This is a genomic window from Clostridioides sp. ES-S-0190-01 (assembly GCF_020658275.1).
In the GTDB taxonomy this organism is placed as follows: Bacteria; Bacillota; Clostridia; order Peptostreptococcales; family Peptostreptococcaceae; genus Clostridioides.
Window position 1 is genome coordinate 1 of sequence record NZ_JACVWA010000037.1, and the last position, 22,670, is coordinate 22,670.

The following is a 22,670-nucleotide window of genomic DNA, read 5'->3' on the forward strand; positions in this document are numbered from 1 at the left end:
TCACCAATATCATGTGTAACTAAAATAGTAGACTTATTTTCATTTTTAATAATACTATAAACATCATCACAAACCAACAGTCTAGTTTGATAGTCAAGAGCTGAAAAAGGTTCATCTAAAAGTAAAACATCTGGATTTACAGAAAGTGTCCTAATAAGAGCAACTCTTTGTCTCATACCACCAGATAATTCTTTAGGATACATACTTCTGAAATCCCATAGTCCATAAGTCTTTAAAAGCTCTTCAACTCTATCTAAAGATTTTTTATCTTTTTTACCTTGAATTTCCAAACCAATAGTTATATTATCCATTATATTTCTCCATTCAAGCAGATTGTCTTTTTGAAACATATATCCAATATTTCCAGTAATCTTTACATCACCACTAGTTGGTTTTAAAAGATTAGTAAGAATATTTAAAATTGTAGATTTTCCGCTTCCAGAAGGCCCGAGTAATGTTAGTATTTCGCCTTCTTTTAAATTAAAATTGACATCCTTTAATACTTCAAGCTCGCCTTCCTTAGTGTAGAAGTTCATATTGATATTTTTAACTTCTACTATGTTGTCATTCATTATGCCACCCCCTATAACTTTTAGCTCGTATATATTATGTTATTAACATTACAACCTATTTGTACCATTTTTCATAAATATAATATAAATATTTTGTTTATTTACGTATTTTCTTAGTAACTTGTACGTATAAATTATAGATAAATAAATTATAAGGTAGGGGATAAAATTGAGTAACATAATAACTAATTTGATAGAGTCAATATTTACTAATCCAATAACTATATTATTTTTACTTGCAATAACTGTGTATTCTATTTTTAAAATTATGGAAAACAACAAGTTGTATTTGTTTGTAAGTTCAAAACTAGAAGAAATCAACCAAGACTATAAAACGAGTGTATTTTATAGCAAAATAAGGAATGATTACTATACATATAGTAAAGAAAATCCTTATGCTGATGTAAATATAACTTCGTTTGTAGAAGAAGTTGTATCAGATTTAAAATATAATAACTTACCGATATTAGAAAAAATTAGGAGCATAAAAAATTCATCTTCAATAAGTATATTACTTGGAGTTTTAGGTACATTTGTTGGGCTTTCTACAATGCTTTTATGTGTTGATACTAAAGATATTATAAATTCACTTCCTTCGACTATTAGTAGCATGCAAACTGCATTTACAACTAGTATATTTGGAGTGGTGTTTTCTCTAATTATAGGCTATTTTACAAAGATAAAAGACTGTGAACATGTTTTGATACAAATAATGTTAAAAGCTGAGAATCTACTGACTTCTGAGGTAACTCATATTAAATCAGAAAGAATGGATTTAAAAGTAGAGGAGGTAAAAAATACAATAAAACAAATAAGCAAGTCTATAGAAGCTATTGAAAAATTTGATAAAATATCTAAAGACTTAAATGATTTTAATGACGAATTTATTAGTGGAATAGAAGCTTTAAAAAGTCTTTTAGAAGGCTCTCAAAGTTCTATTAAGACATTTGACCAAAGTGTAAGAAAATTAGATAAACAGTTTAATATTTTAAATGTAAAATTTGTAAAACTGTTTGATAAGTATGATAATCAAGATAATATAAATAAGGAAATTTTATTTGATATAAAAGAATCCTCAAAAAATATATATAATTCCACTGAAAGCCAACATAAAATTAAAGATTATATAAGAAATATAAATGCAGGATTTGCTTTATATGAAAGAAGTGCTCAAGATTTGTTAACTAAATTAATGACTCATGAAAACAAAATATCTCAAAATCAAAAAATTCTTTTAGACGAAAAATATACTTTAGACGATTCAATTAAGAATCTTTCAAGTATTATTGAGAACTTTTCTAATGACTTACAAGCCAAACTAGATATAATGTTTGAGAATTCTTTAGACATTCAAGATAAGCTAGATGTTATGTTTAATAACTCCTTCATGCAAGACGAAGTTCCTCTTGATAGTGAAGACTTATTTGAAAGTAATATTGATAGTATATTTAATCCTTTAAGTGAAGAAATTTATGAGATAGAAAAGAAAGAAATAAAGGTCATAGGTGAGGATGAGTTAAATGAATAATAAATATAGAAGAACTGTTAACAGAGAATTTGAAAAGAGTAGTTTCTGGCCAACATTTACAGATTTATTATCCACTGTGTTGATGGTTGTAATTCTTATATTATTTAGTTCAGAAAGTATCTCAGGTTCAGTTGAACAGGATTTAGCTAAAAATGTGAATGCTTCTGTTGAAGATACCTTTAAAAAAAGTGGTATACCTGTGAAAGTGGATAAGGCTAATGGTCAAGTAACTTTTGGTGAAAGGACAATGTTTGATGTAGATAGTGATGTCTTGAAACCAGAGGCTAAAGAGATGTTAAAAATGTTTGTTCCAAAGTACATAGAAACTATTTATAAAGATTATGGCGACTATATATCTAAAATAGTTATAGAAGGCCATACAGACGATGTAGGAAGCTATATCTATAACTTAGATTTATCACAAAGAAGGGCATATAGCGTTGCTAAATTTATAGTAGGAGATGAAATAGGTAATTATAAATATAAAGATAAGGTAACTAAACATATTATTGCAATAGGTAGGTCAAAAGCTGAACTCTTAAAAAACGGAGATAATAGTGTAAATAGAGATGCATCTAGAAGAGTAGAGCTAAAATATGAAATAAATATTAATCAAAATAAATAGTTAAAAAATTATAAAAAAAAAGAAGGCAGTTGGTGTGAGCTTTAAGCCTTCTTTAAGGAAAAAGTTTATTTATTTTTGTTGATATTTAATATATTATAGTTTTTGGAAGAATTTTGCAATATTTTAAACATAAATGGGCGTTTAAAATGCATAACTGGGTACTACTGATGTAAAATAATTCATTTTATATAATATAAAACTTATAAGGTGTCAATTTTCTATGTTATTGCTTTATAAATTATTATTTAAATATTATGTAAAAAAACATCGTAAAAACTCATATCATGTTACAATTAATTAGTAAAAGGGTAATAACTAATTCTAGTTATTACCCTTTTACTGCTGATTAAAAAATTTAGATTTAATCATTTTTTATTAACTGGTAGCCAAAACATATTCCTGAACCGCCAGTTTTTTTAATTTGATACATTGCCTGATCTGCTTTATTAATTAATTCTTCAGCATTATTTCCATCTTCTGGATAGCAAGCTATACCAACACTAGTATTACAATATATAGAACCATTTTTTAAATTCCATGGGTTTTTAAACCTTTCATGTATAAAACTTACTAAATTACGTATGTTATTTTTTGTAATGTCACCACCAATTACAGCAACAAATTCATCTCCACCATTTCTATAAACTGAATTTTTAAGAAGTGGAATTGATGAGAAGAATTCCCCCAATTTTATAAGAAACTCGTCACCAGCATCATGCCCATAATTATCATTAATTACTTTAAAACCATCAATATCGAAAAAGATTACATATCCTTGCTCATCTTCTTTAGCATTGTCAATTCTATTTTTACATTCTTCAATAAGCATTCTTCGGTTTGGAAGACCTGTTAATACATCATAATTTGCCATATATTCAATTAATTCTTCATTCTTTTTATTATCAGTTATATCTGCACTACTAACAAGATGAGCAAGACGACCATCAATCCATCTGAAAGCTGTACTAAATACTCTAAACCATGCTCCATCAAAAGGTCTTTGATAATTCCAGGTATGTACTTCTGTAATGTTGCCGTTTTCATCAATAAGATTTTCTTGTGGGCAAAACTCACAATGAGATGTCTGCCCAGGGAAAAGAACCTGCCAGCATTTCTGACCCAAAAATTGAGATATCCCACCATAAGGTTCAGCCATTGACTTGTTTACATATATAATATCATATGTATAAAAATCAATGACATAAATATCTATGCCTGTATTATTTATTATGCTTTCAAGTGCAGTCTGTGTGAAGAAAACTTTATTTCTATGTATTCTTACACTTAAATACTTTTCAAGTAGTGAAAGGACAATACATAGTGTATTAAGTTCAGAATCAGAAAAATCTATTTTCCTGGATGTAGTATTTAAAAATAAAATAAAGCCATAATTATTAAAATTCTCATCTATCACAGATATTCCAATCAAAGATTCTGCATGAAAAATATTCATAAAATCAATCTCACATGGTTTATAATTTTTATTTTTATTTAAATAAATTATTTTCTGATGAGCTAATTGCTTTTGAAAATCCGATTCAATTTCATATGCATTGAAACTATTACATAATTTTATGTCACTCAAACTGTAATTCTCAATTAAATTAAAATGATTATATTGGTCTACTTCATATACTAGAGCACATTCAAACGAAAAACTATTACATATAAGTTCAAGCGATTTAGTGACTTTTTTTGTATCTATTTGTTTTCCAACAATTATATCAGCTAATGCTAGAATGAGTGTATAATGTGAATTATCTTTCATTTTTACCTCCTGAGTAAAAATTCTGTCAATAACTCATCCTTTAGCTAGGTTTGAAATGGGAATTTCTTTCCTCAAATATAGGTTATGATAGTTAAACTGACAGTTATCAAAATCTAGAAATATATTTTTATATTACTAAGAATAGCTTATTTAGCTATTTTCTCTTGGTTAATACATATATTATAGTATATTTTTCCAATGGATTAAAGCTTAAAAATCCTTTATTTTGTAATTTATCATCATTACTATTATATTAAATATTATTACTTAAAAATATATAAAAAGTTAATAAATTATATTATTAAAATAAAAAAAGTTGAGATATTATTGTTTTATTATTAATACAAGATAAATTAACTGTATAGGATAAATATTGATATCAAATGGCTAATTATGATAGAATAAGTCGGTAGATGACATAAAGTATTGTGAAAATGGAGGAGTAAGTTATGATAGAAGGTAATATAAAAAACAAAAGAAATTGTAAAATTAAAGCTTTGGTATTTTTATTGATAATTTCTATATCTATTTATTTAACTGGATGTAGTAGTGCAACAGACAGTGAAAATAATCAATCAAATAACCAAGAAACTTTATCTAGTAGTATATCAAATGATAAAAATATAAAAATTCATTTTATTAATACTGGAAATAGTGATGCAATATTAATTCAAGAGGGCAAAACTTTTACGTTGATAGATGGGGGAGATAACGATGATGAGAATTTAATGGTAGACTACCTAAATAATCAAGGGGTAAAAGATATTAAGTATCTTATAGCTACTCATTCTCATGCAGACCATCTAGGGGGACTTGATTCTGTTGTAAAAAATTTCAATATAGAAAATGTTTTTGTATCAAATGGTTCAGCAGAAACAAAGAGTTACAGAGATTTTATAAATGCTTTAGCAAATAAGGATTTATCTCCAAGTGTACCTCTTGAAAATAAAAAGTTTTATCTTGAAGACTCCTATTTTGAAGTTCTAAATACAAATGGAGGAGATACTACTAATGAACAATCACTAGTACTTGCATATACTAATGGTAATGATAAAGCCTTATTTACAGGTGATGCTGAGGAAGGTACAGAAAAAGAAATACTATCAAAACTTGGAGAAGTAGACCTTTTAAAAGTAGCTCATCATGGTTCTCGTAGTAGTTCATCTCAGGCTTTTTTAGATAAAGTAAACCCTGAATATGCAGTAATTTTAGTTGGGAAAGGTAATTCATATGGTCATCCACATGAGGAAACAATGAACAAATTAAAAAAGATGGGTGTAAAAGTACATAGAAGTGACGAATGTTCAGATATAGTATTTGAATCTACAGGTGATGGAGTTTTTACAAGCTGTAAAGATGGAAGTTACAAAAATGGTGTTAGAGAAGATGGAAACTACGAAAATTTAAATAACAATACAGACAAAAACGAATCCTTAAATAAGGAACAAAATGTATCAAATTCGTCAAAAACAGTGTATTTTACTCCAAAAGGGAAGAGTTATCACTCAACTAAAAATTGTAGTGGGCTTTCAAGAAGTAAAAAAATATTATCAGGTACAATTGCAGAAAGTAAGAAAAATGACCCATGTGATATATGTTATGGAAAGCAATAGTTAAAATATCAATAGCTAAAGTATGAGAAATAATAAATAAAAAGCATTAAATATTATAAAAAAGTAAATGCATATAAAAATAAGCTATTCCAAACAGATAAAATAAAGAAATTAAGATATATTTTATCTATTAAATAGCTTATTTTTTTGATATTCTTTAATAGTTATTTTATAACTCTAAATACACCAGTTACAATACCTACAATTTCAACTTCTGAGTCTTTAAGCATAATTGGTTCCATAAAATCATTTTCTGGTTGAAGTCTTATAGAGTTTCCTTCTTTAAAGAATCTCTTGACCGTCGCAGATTCACCATTTATAAGTGCAACCACTATCTGAGAATTTAAGGCTGTATTTTTTTTGTCTACTACAACGTAATCTTCATCTAAAATTCCTGCATTAATCATACTTTCGCCTTTTACTTTTAATACAAAATTATTACTGCCCTTTACTAAACTGGCAGGGAATGGAATATATTCCTCTATGTTTTGTTGAGCTAAAATGGGTTCTCCAGCTGTTATTTGACCTACTAAAGGAAGTTCTATTATTTCCTGGTTAGCTCCAGAAACATCATTGACTTTACTACGCTCTAAAACTTCAATAGCTCTTGGTTTAGTAGGGTCTTTTCTTATGTATCCCAGTTTTTCAAGTTTATTTAGATGAGAGTGCACAGTTGAAGTAGATCGTAACCCTACAGCAGTACATATTTCTCTTACAGCAGGTGGATAGCCTTTTAATATGATTTGAGATTTTATAAATTCCAGTATTAAAACTTGCTTTTCAGTTAGATCTAAATACATAACATCACTCATTTCCAAACATATTTTGTTTTTATTTCCATACATTTATATTTTTAATTATAACATAATCCATTTATATCTGCAAACATTTGTTCCTGATTTTTAATCATCTTCAATCCATTCAAAATTCTTAACTATATCACGTTTTACATTTTTTTTATGTGCGGCATAAAGTTGAGTAGTCGTGACATTATCATGGTCGAGTAAATTTTGAACATCATATATAGAAAATCCTGTTTGAATCAGAGAAGTTGCAGCAGTTGCTCTTAATTTATGAGGGCTATATCCATTATCTCTAGTTGTATCTAATGGAATAGAGGTATATTTTTTTACAAGTGTTCTTATAGCTTTTGCTGTAATCCTCTTATTTTGAAGAGATAAGAACAATGCATCTTTAACTTCATCATCTAGTAAGTCATCTCTTGTTCTCTCATTTTGTAAATAATCTTTTATTACATGTTCACAAGTATGATTTATAGGCATTAAGACTTCTTTTCCACGTTTTCTATATATTTTAAATTCACCTCTTGAAAAATTAAAAGAGGAGATATTAAGTTCTCTGAGTTCATTTAATCTAAGCCCATATGTAACAAATAGAGCTAATATAGCCTTATCACGTAATCTAGTTTTTTTCCAATAAACTTTTTCTTTTTCAGTAAGACCTTCACCTGTTTCTACTGACTCTAACATTTTTGCAACTTCATCTATTTCAAGACGCTTGATAGCATCTGGTTGTGGTTTAGGTAGCTTTATTGGATTAAATCCATCAGTTATGTTACTATCTATTTGAGAATTTCTATATAAAAATTTAAATAGAGTAGAGATGGATGATTTTTTTCTTGCCAGAGCTCTATTGTTATTTTCAAAAATTAATGTGTTTTTCTCTGTATTTTTATAATATCTACTGCAATAATCACCTAAAAATAAGTTTATATCTCTTGATTTTATCATGTTAAAATCACTTTCTGTAATGTCTTTTATACAATCTGCACTTGTTAATTCCTTTGTCTCAATCATGTATAAACAGAAAAACTTTATATCTTCTAAATAAGCAAGTCGTGTAGAGACAGCAACAGAACCTTTTAAATATATAAAATAATCTTTCATAAATGCAGGAAGTTTATTTTCCAAAAGTAGACATTTTTCTATAAGTTCATTTTCTTTGATGACAATATTATCAGGTTTATCAGATTTATTATGTACTTTTATAATTTTCTTATCATTATTCAAATTTAAACCTCCTAAAATTAAAATATGAATATTTGTAAGTTATTTTTATTAATAACAATGTAGCTATGTTAGCATAAATATTTAATTTAATCAATTAATGTATTTTTTAAGAGATTAGTAGTGCTCTAATTGGTTTTTGCACTAACTATTCCCTAAATCCACATTTAAAGACTAGTTGAATTCAAATGCTCTTTTTAAATTTCTCAATATATACTTAATAAGTATTTACTAAAATATATCGAGAAATTTTATGTTTTATTAAACTCTCTTTCAATTTTGAATTTTACTATCTTTTCAATGAAAGTAAAATAGTATAAGATTTAATATCTTAATTAAAATTTTTAAATGGACTTACCAAACTAAAAATATAAGATATTATGAGAGTTACTATTGAAAAAATAACACCTATTGTCATAAAAAAACTTATAAATATATTGTACTTTACTATTAAATTAGAAATATTTAAGCTATTAAGCCCAAATAAGTATATGATTAAACTAATTGCAAATATAATTATAACTATAAAACTCAAACCCTTTAAACTGCTTTTTAAATCGGCACTACTAAGTGACATATGAGTGGAAATTGAATACATTAAAAACATAAATATAAAATATCTTAATGAATATATATCAGGCGTTAACAATATTATTTTTACAAAATTAAAAATATCATCTAAAATAATCTGTGTAAAACCTGCTATATTAAAGTTATTAATCATACTTACATATAACTTTAAATCTATGCTTTGTATTATTTTAATATAGCTATCTGGTAATAGTATTCTAAAAAGTAAAATAATTATCATTGTTCCACCTATAATTGGAGCGATTCCTATAAAAAAATTTCCTATACTCTGATAAATATTATCTTTTTTATAGCTATGATTTACATATCCCAATACTCCATCATTTTTACTTTCAATTGGTCTAAAGAATTTTACTGAATTTATTTTATGCATAAAAATCAAACACATTATTAAATGACTCAATTCATGTACAAAAGTTCCTATAGCTCCAGTTACAATGACACCAGTTTTTCCAAAAGATAAAAAGATATATTTATTATTTAAATTTTCTATAATACTAAAAATCAATCCAAATACAATAAATATTCCTATAAAACAAAAGATATTTATTATACTTATTTTAAAAATCTCAACTATATGAATCATAAACTATGACCTCGCATTTAAGTATTCAACTACTCTATCTCATATCCATTACAGTTTAAAATTTTACAAGCATTTTTTATATCTTTTTCTTTGATTAAAATATAATCTGTATCATATGTAGAAATTGCAAATATACTTATTTTATTATCAGCTAATAACCCACTTATCTTAGATAAAATTCCTATAAGTGAAAAATCTAAAGGGCCTAAGATTTTAAGTATTCTCCATTCTTTTTCTGACTTAATATCAGAAGGAATATTGTTATTTGAACATACAATGCTCAATTCATCATCAGTTTTAGTTATAGAGTAAAATTTTTCTGTATCTATCCATGTTGGTATTTTACTGTTATTATTTAATCTACATACTGCATACTCTTCTAAAAATAGTTTTAATTTCATAATATACATCTCCTTCAAACTTATTTGTTTAATTAAGATTATACATTAAAATTTATATAAAATAAAATATATCGAAGTAAAAAAGGTTCACTACAGGACATCATTTCCATAGTCAACCTTTAAAACTTGATTAAATTCTAACAAAAAGATATATTATCTAGGTTCAATTATAAGTTTGATGGCAGTTTTCTTATCACCTTCGATTTCTATATCAGTAAATGCGGGAATACACACTAAGTCCATTCCACTAGGTGCAACAAATCCTCTTGCTATTGCAATTGATTTTATTGCTTGATTTAGAGCTCCAGCTCCTATAGCTTGTATTTCTGCAATACCTCGCTCTCTCAGTACTCCAGCCAAAGCTCCAGCTACAGAATTAGGATTAGATTTTGATGAAACTTTTAGTACTTCCATTTCAACATCTCCTTGTTAATTTGTTAAAGTATCCATTACCTAAAGTACTAAATCACAATTGCCATTTACTAATTACAATCATCATTTAAAGTATACTTTTATAAAAATATACTTCTATAATAGATTTAAGAAAACCTTTATTTTTTAAAACCATTTTATAATGAAAAATCTACAAATTTCTTTATATTCTATAAGCATTTTCCAATATTTCTAAATTTATTATACCTTTGAGACATTATTTCTTCTTTAGGCATATCTTTATAATGATTTAATCTTTCTAAAATATAAGACTTCATTTCCTTTGAAACAGCTTCTACATCTTTTTGTGCACCACCAAGAGGTTCTTTTATAATCTTATCTATTATTTTTAAATCATATAAATCATTACTTGTAAGTTTCATAACATCACAAGCTTCCTTTGCTTTAGATGAATCTTTAAATAAGATACTCGAAAGACCTTCAGGTGAAATTACAGAATAAACTGAGTGTTCTAACATACACACATCATTGCCTACTCCAATTCCTAAAGCTCCTCCACTACCACCTTCACCAATTACAAAGGTAATTACTGGAACAGAAAGTTTACTCATTTCAAGTAAGTTTCTTGCAATAGCTTCTCCTTGTCCTCTTTCTTCTGCCTCTAGACCACAAAATGCTCCTGATGTATCAATAAATGTCACTATCGGTCTGTCAAATTTTTCAGCTTGCTTCATAAGTCTTAACGCTTTTCTATATCCTTCTGGATGAGGCATACCAAAGTTTCTTTTTATATTTTCTTTAGTATCTCTTCCCTTTTGGTGACCAACTATAGTAACATTGAATTTTCCTATTTGCCCTATTCCTCCAACTATAGAAGGGTCATCTTTATAAAGCCTATCTCCATGAAGCTCTAAAAAATTAGAACAAATATGTTCTATGTATTCCAAAGTTGTAGGTCTTTTTATATCTCTACTTAACACTACCTTTTCATATGGTGATAGATGTGAAAAGGCATCTTCTCTAAGCTTTGCTAATTTTTCATTAAGGGAATTTATTTTATCACTTAAATCTATGTTATTTGCCTCAGAAATAGCTATTAATTGTTTAATATCATTTTCCAAGACTTTTATTTTATCATTATTATTTTCAATCAAAACAGTTCCTCCTTTATGCCCTATTTCTTGTGCATAGCAAGAATTTGATACAATACTTCCTTCATTTTTCTTCTATCTACTATCATGTCAATAAAACCTTTTTCAAGTAAAAACTCAGAAGTTTGAAATCCTTCAGGAAGTTTTTGATTTATTGTTTGTTCTATTACTCTTGGTCCTGCAAAACCGATTAATGTATTTGGTTCAGAAATTATAATATCTCCAAGCATAGCAAAACTAGCAGTTACGCCTCCAGTAGTAGGGTCAGTTAAAACTGATATATATGGTAATGACTTTTCTTCAAGCTTAGCAAGTGCCTGAGAAGTCTTTGCCATTTGCATAAGAGATACCATACCTTCTTGCATTCTAGCTCCTCCTGAAGCAGAACAAATAATTATAGGTAAATTGTTTTTGGCAGCATATTCTATTGAGTAAGTTATTTTTTCTCCAACAATAGAACCCATGCTTCCCATCATAAAATCAGGATTCATTACACAAATAACTGTTTTAATTCCATTTAATCTTCCATAACCTGTGACAACAGCTTCTGACTCATTCGTTTTTTCCTTATAAGAGTCTACTTTTTCTTTATATTTAGGAAAGTTTAATGGATTTTGAAATTCTATATCAGAATTAAATTCCATAAAAGTCCCTTTATCAATCAATAAATTTATTCTATTTCGAACTCTTAAACCATAATGTCTTGAGCATTTTGGACATACAAATGAATTTTCTTCTATGTCTTTTCTAAATACATGACTATTACATCCTTTGCAATAAGTCCAAAATTTATCATCTACACTATTCTTTTTAAAGTTGTCATCTAAAGAAATCGTAACATACTTAGATTCTTTTGATGATAAAAATTTTTTTATCATAATCTATTTACTCCTTATAATGTAGCAAATTCTTTCTTCATAAAGACATCTTCTATAAATTTGGTATGATGAGTATCTTTTCTAAACTCTTCACTTGTTACAAGTGCCTTTTGGAATTCTACATTTGTATTAATACCTTCTACAATAATTTCATCTAGAGCTCTATAAATTCTATTTATACATTCTTCTCTAGTCTCAGCCCAACATATTAATTTACCTATCATAGAATCATATAAAGGTGGAATAGTATATCCTGTATATACAAAAGTATCAAATCTAACGCCAAAACCTCCAGGTAAATTTAATGACTCTATTTTACCTGGTGATGGAGCAAAATTATTTGATGAATCTTCAGCATTTATTCTACACTCAATAGCATGACCTCTAAAAACAACATCTTCTTGTTTAAAAGGTATTTCTTCTCCATTAGCTATAGATATTTGAAGTTTTATAAGGTCAAGATTTGTTACCATCTCTGTGACTGGATGTTCAACTTGTATTCTTGTATTCATCTCTATAAAATAAAAGTTTTTATCTTTATCAACTATAAATTCAATAGTACCAGCACCAATATAACCTACACCTTTTACTATATCCACTGCAATTTTATGAAGATTTATTCTTTCTTCATCTGAAAGGTATGGACTTAAAGACTCTTCTATTACTTTTTGATTTCTTCTTTGCATAGAACAATCTCTATCACCTAAATGTATTGCATTTGAATGTTTATCACCAAATACTTGTACTTCTATATGTCTAGGATTTTCTATGAATTTTTCCATATATAAATCGCTATTAGAAAATGCTGCTAAAGCTTCTGAACTTGCCATATCAAAATTTGAAAAAAGTTCTTCTTCCTTTCTAACGATTCTCATACCTTTTCCACCGCCTCCACTTGAGGCTTTTATCATAACAGGATAGCCAATTTCTCTTGCAACTTCTAAAGCTTCTTCCTTAGTTTTTAAAACAGACTCTGAACCAGGAACAACAGGGATATTTAATTCCATCATAGTTTCTCTCGCTCTAGATTTATCTCCCATCAAAATCATTTGTTCTCTTGTTGGACCTATAAAAATAATATTATTCTCTTCACATTGTTTTGCAAATTCAGGGTTTTCTGATAAAAAGCCAAAACCTGGATGAATAGCATCACATTTTAATTTAAGAGCAAGGTATATAATATTTTCTATGTTATTATAACTCTTGCTTATATTGTTTGGCCCTATGCAAATAGATTCATCAGCTATATATCTATGAAAACAATCTTTATCTATTTCAGAATAGATAGCGACAGTTTTTATGCCTAGTTCTTTACACGTTCTGATGATTCTAACTGCTATATCACCTCTATTTGCAACTAGTATTTTTTTTATCAACTTAAATACCTCCTACTACAATGGTTTTATCTTAAATAAAGGTTGATTATATTCTACTAGTTCTTCATTATCAACTAATACTTCAATTATTTCACCTTTAATTTCACTTGTTATTTCATTCATTAGCTTCATTGCTTCTAATATACATAAAGTGTCACCTTCTTCAACTACATCGCCAACCTTGACAAAACCTTCTGCATCTGGACTTGGAGAATCATAGAATGTCCCCATCAAAGGAGCTACTACTATTGATAAATTCTCATTAGATACTACAGGTTCCTCGTTTACAAATGGCTTTTCTAAAGAAAGATCTACTACCGATTCTTGTTGTACACTTAAAACAGGTGAGCTTGTAACTTCAGTTTTTTTAGATGCTTCTAATTTAAAATCACTACTTTCAAGCTTTACATATTCTAAGTTAGTTGAGTCTATGACCTTTAATAATTCCTTAATTTCATTGATGTTCATGTTGTTACCCCCTTGTATTATTACCTGGTGCTAATATTATATCACAAAAAGCAAATTTATAAAAGAAAAAGTGCTGACTATAGAATCAACACATTCAGATATATTTTAATTTTAAATTAACAACCAGTAAATTCTTTTGTTTTAATTTTCCATTATTAATATAAATTATAAGTATAAAATGAATAAAATTCAATATATTTTGCAAAATACAATAAAATACAAATTAATACCTCGGGAAATTTTAAGACAAATACCAAAATTATGCAATTTAGACTTCGCTTTCTTTCATATTAGTATCATTTTCTTTGTTTTTATATAGTATATCTTTTAATTTAGTGATTAAAATACTACTATATAAGTTAAAAGTCATTAAAATTGCAGGAATTATAAAATAAAATCTAGCACCAATAAATCCAAAAACTACTGTAACAAGTATCAATCGTTTATTTAAAGTAAAAAATGGTATATCAAAAATACTTTTATCAGATGTATCTGGAGTATAAGAACGTATAATTCCAAAAACCAAAGTTAGCATACAAAGTGGAAGTAATACATAGCTTGAAATTATTCCTAAAAATCCTATACTTTCAAAGTAACTGCTAGCACTATTTGTATAAACAAACATATATCCATTTAAATAAGCACATATACATGATATAATACCAAAAGTTCCTCCTAAGGATTGAGTGTACCAATTAAAAAATTTAGATTCCATATACCTCGCCTCCTAAAACTGTATATATAATGATATGCATTTAAATAATGAAATATATCTTTATACACTCATGAACAAAATTTTATTAATTTTAATAATTTATATTTAAGAAATGCAAAGTATAGTGTAGTATATATTAATGTAGATAAAGTTTTATAGAACTTAATTAAATTATCTTATATGGATTTAGTACAAGTTTAAAAAGTTATATTAGGGTTTTATATTTGATTAAGCTGAAAAATTTATTATAAATGAAGGGATGTTTTCGCTTTGGTAGATACATTAGAGTTTGGTCTTAAAGTTTTATTTTTTATATTATCGATAATTTGGATGGGAAAAATAATGATTTTAAGAACTGATAAGCAAATAGTAATTAATCCTTTGCTTATTGGTATATCTGCAGTACTTGTGATGTTGCATACCTCACAAAGTAATATTGAGTTTTTTGGACTAGATGTTCAGTATATAAGAATAGTTTTGTATATAGTATATTCATTGATAATTTTAATAGGAATATGGTCTACTAACAAAAGAAATGGGATTTTTTAGATAATCTATTTATAGATATCTAAAGGTTGCTAGTAACAAAACATTAATATTAGTGCCTTGTTACTAGCAACCTTTGTTTTGATTTAATATTAAAATTAAAAATATAATAATTAAATAAGTTGTATAAATATACACTTTATTTTATGTTATTTTACATTTACAGTGATTAAAACTTCTTGAGATGTATTTAAATCATCTTTGTCATTTAGTATAACTTTCACTACTGCTTGCCCTTTATTATTACCCTTAACAATCATATCTTTACATGAAAGTATACTCTTATCACTTACAGATACCACAAAGTTTAAATCTTTCGGAAGGCTATTAGTTACTTCCCAGTATTTGTAATAACTATCAATTTTCTTTGTAACTATTTTTCTCAAATCAATACTCTCGCCTTTTGATATGTCAATATTATGGTATTTAGAATCTAATTTATATTGATTATCTTTTGTATCAATAAAATTCAAATCACAATTTACATCTACACCATTATTTGAAAGAGAATTAACTGTATTATCATTAATTAAATAATTATTTGCAAGATTAATTGAGTCCATATCTTTTAGACCTAGTATTTCTCTAGGAAGTTCCTTTATGTTATTGTTCCAAAAAATAAAATTGTCTATGTTTTCAAGATATGATATACCTTTTAAATTTGAAATATTTTCTCCAGTTGCATAAAATTCACCATCCAAAGCCTTTATATTACTTATAGTCATTTCATCTGGATTTACATATCGCTTTACAACTGCTCTCAGGTTAGCATCAGGAAAAATATCTTTAAGTTGGTTTTCACTTAAAATCTTATCGTTTGAATTTATTGGATTTAAAGCCGTCGCAGAAATAAGAAATGGTATTAAATTAGCTAAATTCATAGCACCCTCCCACATAAAACAAAATTTTTTACATAGTAAATTAATTTCTATGAGAGGGCTCTGTTTCCTTGTTATATATGCCTACTTTCGTACACTTTATTAATATAAATTAGCATAAATTTCTACTATTAAACTTATAAACATATTACTAGTTACGTTTTTTAGCTTCACATCTAAATATTCGCATTCCTTGTGACATAAATTTATCCTCATACTCTGTTGTAACATTATTTTTATACTCACTACTGCTTAAATCAAGAGAAATGTTCTTTAAGAGCCAATTATTTGCAGCAATTTCATTTAAACTAAACTCGAATAATTTTTCATTATCTGTTTTGAAATGAATTTCTCCATTATCTTCTAAAATATTATTATACATCTCTAAAAATCCAGAATGAGTAAGTCTTCTTTTACTCCATCTATTTTTTGGCCATGGGTCACAAAAATTTATATAAATCCTAGATAATTCTTTAGATTCAAAATAATTTAGAATATCACTTACATCAGCCCATAAAAATAATATATTATTTAAATTAGAAACATCAGCTTTTTCAACAGCCTTTAAAAGTACTTCTTCCTTTAATTCCATAGCAATATAGTTTATATCAGGATTTTGCTTGGCCAAGGTTGTAATAAATTGACCTTTTCCAGTTCCAAATTCAACATGTATTGGATTATCATTTCCAAATTTTATACTCCATTTGCCCTTTAACTTGTCTATATCTTCTCTTAAGACATATTCTGTATAACTTAAAAGTTTTTCATCTGCACCTTTTTTTCGTCTTCTTCTCACAATAAATTCTCCTTACACATAAAAATTAGTAAAATACATTTTTTATTATACATTATCTTACTTAAAAATAAAAAGAACTCTCTTAGAATAGAAAATTATTTCTATCAAAGAGAGTTCTCAATATACTAAAAAATCAATTCTAGTGGCACCCTGAACAACCAGAGCATCCTCCTCCACCTTGATCTTTCATATTTTCTGGAATTACTCTAAATCCAAATCCTGTATCTTCTATAATTATATCTCCATATTGACTATATTCATCAGAGCTCATCACAAATTGTAATTCTCCGACTTCATAAGTTAAGTCATCTTCTTTTTTCTCATCTAAAGCTAATCCAAAAGAAGGACCTCCACAACCAACACCTGCAAAGTATACTCTTACATTGTTAGGTTTATCTTGATTGTCTTTTAAGATACTTTTTAAAGTATCAATAGCTGTTTCTGGTAAAGTAATTTTCATCAAATCATTCCCTTTCAAGTATTTTATTAAAACAATATCTATTATATACCCATATAACGTATATAATCAATTAGTTTTTGTATATTTTGCCAAAACTTCTACCAATTATTACTTAGACTTTTAAATATTTTATTGTCTTAAATAAATACCCTAATAATATGTTTAATAAACAATAAATAAAATAATTTACATAGAGTATAATTTTTTATTCATTGTCTTAATATTATAACACATTTAACATATTCTAATTCATATATATAAAAATTATACAATCTAAAAAGACTTGAAATCTTTAAGAATATTTAAAATTATTATGTAAAAATTACCAAAATATATCTATTAATTATTCTGCTATTACACCATCTAGAACTGTAATAATACGATTACTACTTCCAGCAGCTTCAGGTGAATGAGTCACCATAATTATTGTTTGACCACTTTCTTGATTTATTTTACGGAGTAATTGCATTATTTCTGCTCCTGTCTTACTGTCTAAGTTTCCAGTAGGTTCATCAGCAAATAAAATCTCTGGTTTTCCTATTAATGCACGTGCTATTGCAACACGTTGTTGTTGACCACCTGACAACTTACGTGGAGTATGTTTACGTTTATCTGATAATCCAACAATTTCCAAAATATCGTTTAATTGATTTTTGTAATCATTCATTTTTTTCCCATCTAGTAATAGAGGTAGCATAATATTTTCTTCAACATTTAAATTAGGTATTAAATTATAAAATTGGAATACAAACCCTATATTTCTACGACGTATTATACTCATCTTATCGTCATTGAAATGTGATATATCTGTTCCATTCATATATACCTTTCCACTTGTTGGAGTATCTAGCCCACCTAAAATATATAAAAGAGTACTCTTGCCAGAACCAGATTGTCCCATAATAGAAACGAACTCACCTTTCATCACCTGTAAAGATATATCTTTTAAAACTTTAGTAGTTGTATTATCAACTTTAAATTCTTTAATAATATTTTTTGCTTCTATTGCTATACTTTTATAGCTTGCTTTCATGTGTTATCCTCCATTTTTATTCAAATTTAATTTCTTCTACTAATTTCATTTTCTTTCCTTTTATAATTGGTACTACTGAACCGATTAATGTTACCGTAATACCTAACATTCCAACAAAAATGAATGTTTTAAAATCTAAATCTGGTGTCATTGAAATCTTTGGTCCTGCAACTATGAAAATCGTCTGAATTTCTAATATAGATATTAATACTCCAATAAAAGCACCAAATAAACCTGATGTAAATCCTTCAATTAAAGTCATTTTAATATTCTGTTTATCACTTTGTCCTACAGATTTATACATAGCTATAGAACGTCGCTTTTGAATATAGTTTATCAATAGATTATTAATTATACCTACTGTAGCAAGCAGTAAAATAAAATAGGTCATATTATTCATAGGAGATAAAAAGCTATTTATCGTATTTAAAGAGTCATTGTTGAATTCCTCAACAGTACGACTCCAATTAGATGTATCTCCAAATAAATCTCTTATTTGAATCATAATCACATCTGGATTGACTGCTGTGTAAGCTAAAAATCCATATGTAGTTTTATCGAAATCACTAACTGCATAACGAGATGGTATAACAGCTTCTACATCATTTGCGCGAGATTTAAAACTTCCAACTATTGTGTAAAAAACCTCTTTATCACCATCAGATACAATTATTTTATCCCCTACAGAGAAACTTGTTTTTTTAAGTGTATCTTCATTTAAAATAATAGAGCGTTCTTTTTCAAAAGATTTAATTGCTACTTCCTTCATATGAGAATTAGTATAATTTATTGCAAACATAGAACTATATGATTTTATATTATCAGTTGCTTCTACTCTTGAAAATTTTATACTGTCACAAGATATTTCATTGTTCATAACATAGATAGGTAAAACTTTTTTAATTCCATCCATGTGTTTAACATTTTCAATAAATTCTTGATTCATATTTCCATCTGCGAATCCCTGTAACTTGGCATCACGAAATACATCGCCTATATATGTCTTGACAAAACTTCCTACAACACTTATTGCAATTACAGCAGAAATACTTATAAATAGTAATGTAATGTTTTGTGTGATATTTTTATTATTCTTCATATTTCTGGCAGCTAATTTACCTTCATTTCCCAAAATCTTTTCATAAATAAATTCAAATACTGTAGACATAGTATCAGTAAAAATAGGAATTAGAATAATGGTAGATACAATTAGTCCTAATAACGAAAATCCTCCAGCTAAATACAAAGTATTTTCAGTTGTTATCCTTGGAAGTAGAATAGATAAAAAAAGTACTATAAAACCTATACAAAATATAGTACGATTTGAAATATTCTTTTCTTCCACCGTTCCCAAAACAACATCTTTTATTGATAACTTACTAGTCTTTTTTATAGGTATATATGAACTAAGTAGAGAAACAATTATCGCTACTAAAAAAGAAGAAATAATTACTATTGGAGATATTACTGTTGGAATTGATATACCTTGTTCAAGATAATTACCAAGACCATGAAGCATAAAATTTAAAACAACTATACCAATCGGAATTCCAAGTAACCCTCCAACACTTCCATATAATATACTTTCAAATAGTAAAATATTAGTTACTGTTTTTTTATTAGCACCAATACTTCGAAATGTTCCAATGATTGGAAGACGCTCTAATGTAATTACCTTGTAACTACTATATATAATAAAAATACTCATAGTTAATGCAAAAAAACTTATTAGGAAAAATGGCATTGTTTTCTGTCTAGCATCTGCAATTATCTGAGTTTCATTTACAGTATTTGATACTTTATATTCTTTAGTTGAAATTTTTTCTGATAATTCATTTATCAAATTTTCTGTTGTTATGTCGTTTTTCGGCTCTATCAAAATTTTTGTATATCCACTTTCTTTATTTAAAATTTTAGATAGCGTGTCTTTAGGTATTAATGCATTTACCCCTCTTGTATGTCTCAAAAAGACTGTGTCATATGCAGCAATATCAGCCACTTCAAAAGTGTAAGGCTTACTATAAATTTCTAAATTGATTAAATCACCTTTTTTAATTTTATATTTTGATGTGAAACGGTCTGGAAGAATAATTTTATCACCAGAAAAATCAGTGATATTATTTCCATTTACCAATCGTGGTTTATTAATTTTGTTTAGTTGTGGTAAATCTGCTGCTATAATATCGAATGATTCATAATATCCATCTTCATGATAAACAGCAGAGCTTTCTAATATTCCGACTTTTGATTTTATGGAATGTAAATCTGGTATATCTTCTAAACTAATTAATTTATTTGAACCTGTACCTTGAACAGCTATTGTTGCAGTCCCAGCCATACCTCTTGCCATTTTTCTCTGTGCACTTTCATAAGACAATCCAATTGAAAAGGAAACGAAAAGTAAAACTGTTGATAAAATTACGGATAGCAACATAACTGCTGTTCTTATTTTTCGTTCTTTAATGTTTGTTAGGATATATTTTAATATAATTTTCAAATTTACACCTACTTTCTTGATTTAATGTAACTCTAAAGTTTCTTAATGCTAATTAATACTCCATAAATAAAGTCAGATGAAAAAGCTTTTACTTATGTAATGATAATCATAGAATTTTTTTATTTTCATTAAATTTCCTCCTAAAATTAAGCCTTCTCCTAAATAAGAAAAGGTTGATAACTACCATATAAATATGATAATTTATCAACCTTAATATATCTTTTATTTAACCTTATTTAACCTTAATTGATAGGAAAGGAAATATGAAATGTAGTTCCTAAAGATAAAATACTCTCAACCGATATAGTTCCTCTATGAAGCTCAATAATTTGCTTTGTTATTGCCAATCCCAAACCAGTTCCTTCTGTTTTTTGTTCTGTATTAGTGCCACGATAATAACGATTAAATAAATTTGATACTTCCTCCTCTGTCATTCCTTTCCCATTATCTAAAACAGTTATATTAATTTTATCATATATCATTACATTCAAAGAAACTTTGGTATCTTGGCTTCCATGCATAAAAGCATTAATAATCAGATTACTAAATGCACGCTTTAGAAGTGTAGAATCAAAAGTAAATTTAATATTGTCAATGTTACTGTCAAATTCAATTGTATTAGTTCCATATTCTGGATAGTTCAAAATATCAATAGCTAACTCTTTCAAAAACCTTATCAAGTTGCTATTTTGCTTATTCAACGGAATGATACCATTTTCTAATTGATATGTTAACTTTAAATCGCTAATAAGTGTATTTGTATATTCTATATTCTTAAGCATGATAGAAGCATATTTATGTACTTGTTCATATGAAAGAATATTATCAGTGTCTACAAGTATCTCTGCATATCCTTTTATTGGCGAAAGGGGAGTTTTTAAATCGTGAGTTATATTTGAAATCCATTCTTCTCGTATAATATCTGTTTTCTTTTTCATTTCATCACTGATATGAATTTCTTCATTAAGAGTATTCAAACTATCATAGACATCAGCAAAAGCTCCTTTCGCTTTGGTTGGAAGATATGTTCTCTTTGCAATATCACTAACAGAAGACGTGATTCGTGAAATAAATTTTGTTATCCAATATCCATAGGCAATTCCAGAAATTAAAACTATTAAAAATATAATACCTATTATTGAAAGCACAATAGGTTTTCCACCTATAAATTTAGTCCCATCAAAAAACATTGTTACTTTAGAAATATTAAGTGGAAAGTGTATAATATAAATAAATTCATCCTCATTATTTTTAATAGTACTCAAGTATACCGTATCAGCATTTGGAGTATCTTTCTTGGCTAATTCCAATAACTCAGAATTAGAATAATGATTTTTATGATTTTTTGGTTCTGAAAATCCATAAACTCTATTTCCATAACTATCTAAGATTTGTATCCATAATTGATTTTCCCGAAGCTTTTCCAAACCAGATTGTTTTATTTGTGGTTTATTATCTATAAATATAATTTGCTCAGTAAAACTTTCCATAAAATTTTGAGGCCAGTCACTACGTATGCTTTTTCCATTTGGATGCTGGACATTAATAAGTGATAAGAAAATTCCTATTGCAGTTAAAGCCAGGCAGAAAAGCACTAAGAAAAAAATAATGTACGAGTAAAGTATTGTCCTGTATCCAGACTTACGCATTTAATCAACTCTTTTCCAAAACTTATATATTTGTGTTCTTTAACTATTTTTAAGGTAAATCTTATTAAATATGATACTATCTTAAATTATATGTGTATAGTTTTATATTATCAAGTTAT

22 protein-coding genes are annotated in these 22,670 nt (G+C 27.1%); 4 read left to right on the top strand and 18 right to left on the bottom strand.

Annotation, left to right across the window (positions count from 1 at the left end):
- Positions 1-572, bottom strand: a 572-nt coding sequence (locus IC214_RS12605; protein WP_227864756.1) for an ATP-binding cassette domain-containing protein, incomplete at its 3' end; no start/stop codon positions are given.
- Positions 573-741: 169 nt separating this feature from the next.
- Between IC214_RS12605 and IC214_RS12610 the strand changes: the two genes are divergently transcribed.
- Complete coding sequence (locus IC214_RS12610; RefSeq protein WP_227435203.1) at positions 742-2,100, top strand: hypothetical protein; 1,359 nt, start codon at positions 742-744, stop codon at positions 2,098-2,100.
- Entirely contained in the window at positions 2,093-2,725 is a 633-nt protein-coding gene (locus tag IC214_RS12615) for an OmpA family protein (RefSeq protein ID WP_227435201.1), read from the top strand. The genes IC214_RS12610 and IC214_RS12615 overlap by 8 nt, the downstream gene beginning before the upstream one ends.
- 361 nt (positions 2,726-3,086) lie before the next feature.
- Here the strand turns inward: IC214_RS12615 and IC214_RS12620 are convergent, their stop codons facing one another.
- Positions 3,087-4,493, bottom strand: a complete 1,407-nt coding sequence (locus IC214_RS12620) for a sensor domain-containing diguanylate cyclase (RefSeq protein ID WP_227866710.1) — start codon at positions 4,491-4,493, stop codon at positions 3,087-3,089.
- A 449-nt stretch (positions 4,494-4,942) separates the two neighbouring features.
- Between IC214_RS12620 and IC214_RS12625 the strand changes: the two genes are divergently transcribed.
- A complete protein-coding gene (locus IC214_RS12625; RefSeq protein ID WP_227866711.1) occupies positions 4,943-6,106 on the top strand; it encodes a ComEC/Rec2 family competence protein in 1,164 nt (387 codons plus the stop codon).
- A 164-nt stretch (positions 6,107-6,270) separates the two neighbouring features.
- On the opposite strand, the gene lexA is transcribed toward IC214_RS12625, so the two are convergent.
- From lexA to IC214_RS12675, 10 genes are all read right to left on the bottom strand, one after another.
- The gene (gene lexA, locus IC214_RS12630; RefSeq protein WP_227435195.1) at positions 6,271-6,906 is read right to left on the bottom strand and encodes a transcriptional repressor LexA; all 636 of its coding nucleotides are present in this window, start codon (positions 6,904-6,906) and stop codon (positions 6,271-6,273) included.
- A gap of 102 nt (positions 6,907-7,008) precedes the next feature.
- Positions 7,009-8,136: a tyrosine-type recombinase/integrase gene (locus tag IC214_RS12635; protein WP_227482655.1), complete on the bottom strand. Its 1,128-nt coding sequence runs from the start codon at positions 8,134-8,136 to the stop codon at positions 7,009-7,011.
- A gap of 328 nt (positions 8,137-8,464) precedes the next feature.
- The gene (locus tag IC214_RS12640; RefSeq protein WP_227823935.1) at positions 8,465-9,310 is read right to left on the bottom strand and encodes a hypothetical protein; all 846 of its coding nucleotides are present in this window, start codon (positions 9,308-9,310) and stop codon (positions 8,465-8,467) included.
- Between the two features lie 29 nt (positions 9,311-9,339).
- Positions 9,340-9,711 (bottom strand): ACT domain-containing protein, encoded by a 372-nt coding sequence (locus IC214_RS12645; RefSeq protein WP_227435185.1) that lies wholly within the window; start codon positions 9,709-9,711, stop codon positions 9,340-9,342.
- Between the two features lie 153 nt (positions 9,712-9,864).
- Complete coding sequence (locus IC214_RS12650) at positions 9,865-10,125, bottom strand: stage V sporulation protein S (protein ID WP_003424039.1); 261 nt, start codon at positions 10,123-10,125, stop codon at positions 9,865-9,867.
- Between the two features lie 188 nt (positions 10,126-10,313).
- Positions 10,314-11,258 carry an acetyl-CoA carboxylase carboxyltransferase subunit alpha gene (locus IC214_RS12655; protein WP_227435182.1) on the bottom strand — a complete coding sequence of 315 codons (945 nt, stop codon included), beginning with the start codon at positions 11,256-11,258 and terminating at the stop codon, positions 10,314-10,316.
- Between the two features lie 20 nt (positions 11,259-11,278).
- Entirely contained in the window at positions 11,279-12,133 is an 855-nt protein-coding gene (gene accD / locus IC214_RS12660) for an acetyl-CoA carboxylase, carboxyltransferase subunit beta (protein ID WP_227435179.1), read from the bottom strand.
- Positions 12,134-12,147: 14 nt separating this feature from the next.
- Positions 12,148-13,509, bottom strand: a complete 1,362-nt coding sequence (gene accC, locus IC214_RS12665) for an acetyl-CoA carboxylase biotin carboxylase subunit (RefSeq protein ID WP_227435176.1) — start codon at positions 13,507-13,509, stop codon at positions 12,148-12,150.
- Between the two features lie 15 nt (positions 13,510-13,524).
- Entirely contained in the window at positions 13,525-13,977 is a 453-nt protein-coding gene (accB, locus tag IC214_RS12670) for an acetyl-CoA carboxylase biotin carboxyl carrier protein (RefSeq protein ID WP_227435173.1), read from the bottom strand.
- A 268-nt stretch (positions 13,978-14,245) separates the two neighbouring features.
- The gene (locus IC214_RS12675) at positions 14,246-14,692 is read right to left on the bottom strand and encodes a hypothetical protein (protein WP_227435171.1); all 447 of its coding nucleotides are present in this window, start codon (positions 14,690-14,692) and stop codon (positions 14,246-14,248) included.
- Between the two features lie 270 nt (positions 14,693-14,962).
- On the opposite strand from IC214_RS12675, the gene IC214_RS12680 reads away from it, so the two are divergent.
- Entirely contained in the window at positions 14,963-15,241 is a 279-nt protein-coding gene (locus tag IC214_RS12680; protein ID WP_227435168.1) for a hypothetical protein, read from the top strand.
- A 146-nt stretch (positions 15,242-15,387) separates the two neighbouring features.
- Here the strand turns inward: IC214_RS12680 and IC214_RS12685 are convergent, their stop codons facing one another.
- From IC214_RS12685 to IC214_RS12710, 6 genes are all read right to left on the bottom strand, one after another.
- Positions 15,388-16,119, bottom strand: a complete 732-nt coding sequence (locus IC214_RS12685) for a hypothetical protein (protein WP_227830552.1) — start codon at positions 16,117-16,119, stop codon at positions 15,388-15,390.
- 148 nt (positions 16,120-16,267) lie between these two features.
- Positions 16,268-16,912, bottom strand: coding sequence for a tRNA (guanosine(46)-N7)-methyltransferase TrmB (trmB, locus tag IC214_RS12690; RefSeq protein WP_227435163.1), 645 nt, complete (start codon positions 16,910-16,912; stop codon positions 16,268-16,270).
- A 139-nt stretch (positions 16,913-17,051) separates the two neighbouring features.
- Positions 17,052-17,372, bottom strand: a complete 321-nt coding sequence (locus IC214_RS12695; protein ID WP_227435162.1) for a Fe-S cluster assembly protein HesB — start codon at positions 17,370-17,372, stop codon at positions 17,052-17,054.
- Between the two features lie 343 nt (positions 17,373-17,715).
- On the bottom strand, positions 17,716-18,405 hold the full coding sequence (locus IC214_RS12700; RefSeq protein ID WP_227835994.1) for an ABC transporter ATP-binding protein: 690 nt from the start codon (positions 18,403-18,405) through the stop codon (positions 17,716-17,718).
- A 16-nt stretch (positions 18,406-18,421) separates the two neighbouring features.
- A complete protein-coding gene (locus tag IC214_RS12705; protein ID WP_227866712.1) occupies positions 18,422-20,902 on the bottom strand; it encodes an ABC transporter permease in 2,481 nt (826 codons plus the stop codon).
- 242 nt (positions 20,903-21,144) lie between these two features.
- Positions 21,145-22,551 (bottom strand): sensor histidine kinase, encoded by a 1,407-nt coding sequence (locus IC214_RS12710; protein ID WP_227835992.1) that lies wholly within the window; start codon positions 22,549-22,551, stop codon positions 21,145-21,147.
- Between the last annotated feature and the right edge of the window lie 119 nt (positions 22,552-22,670).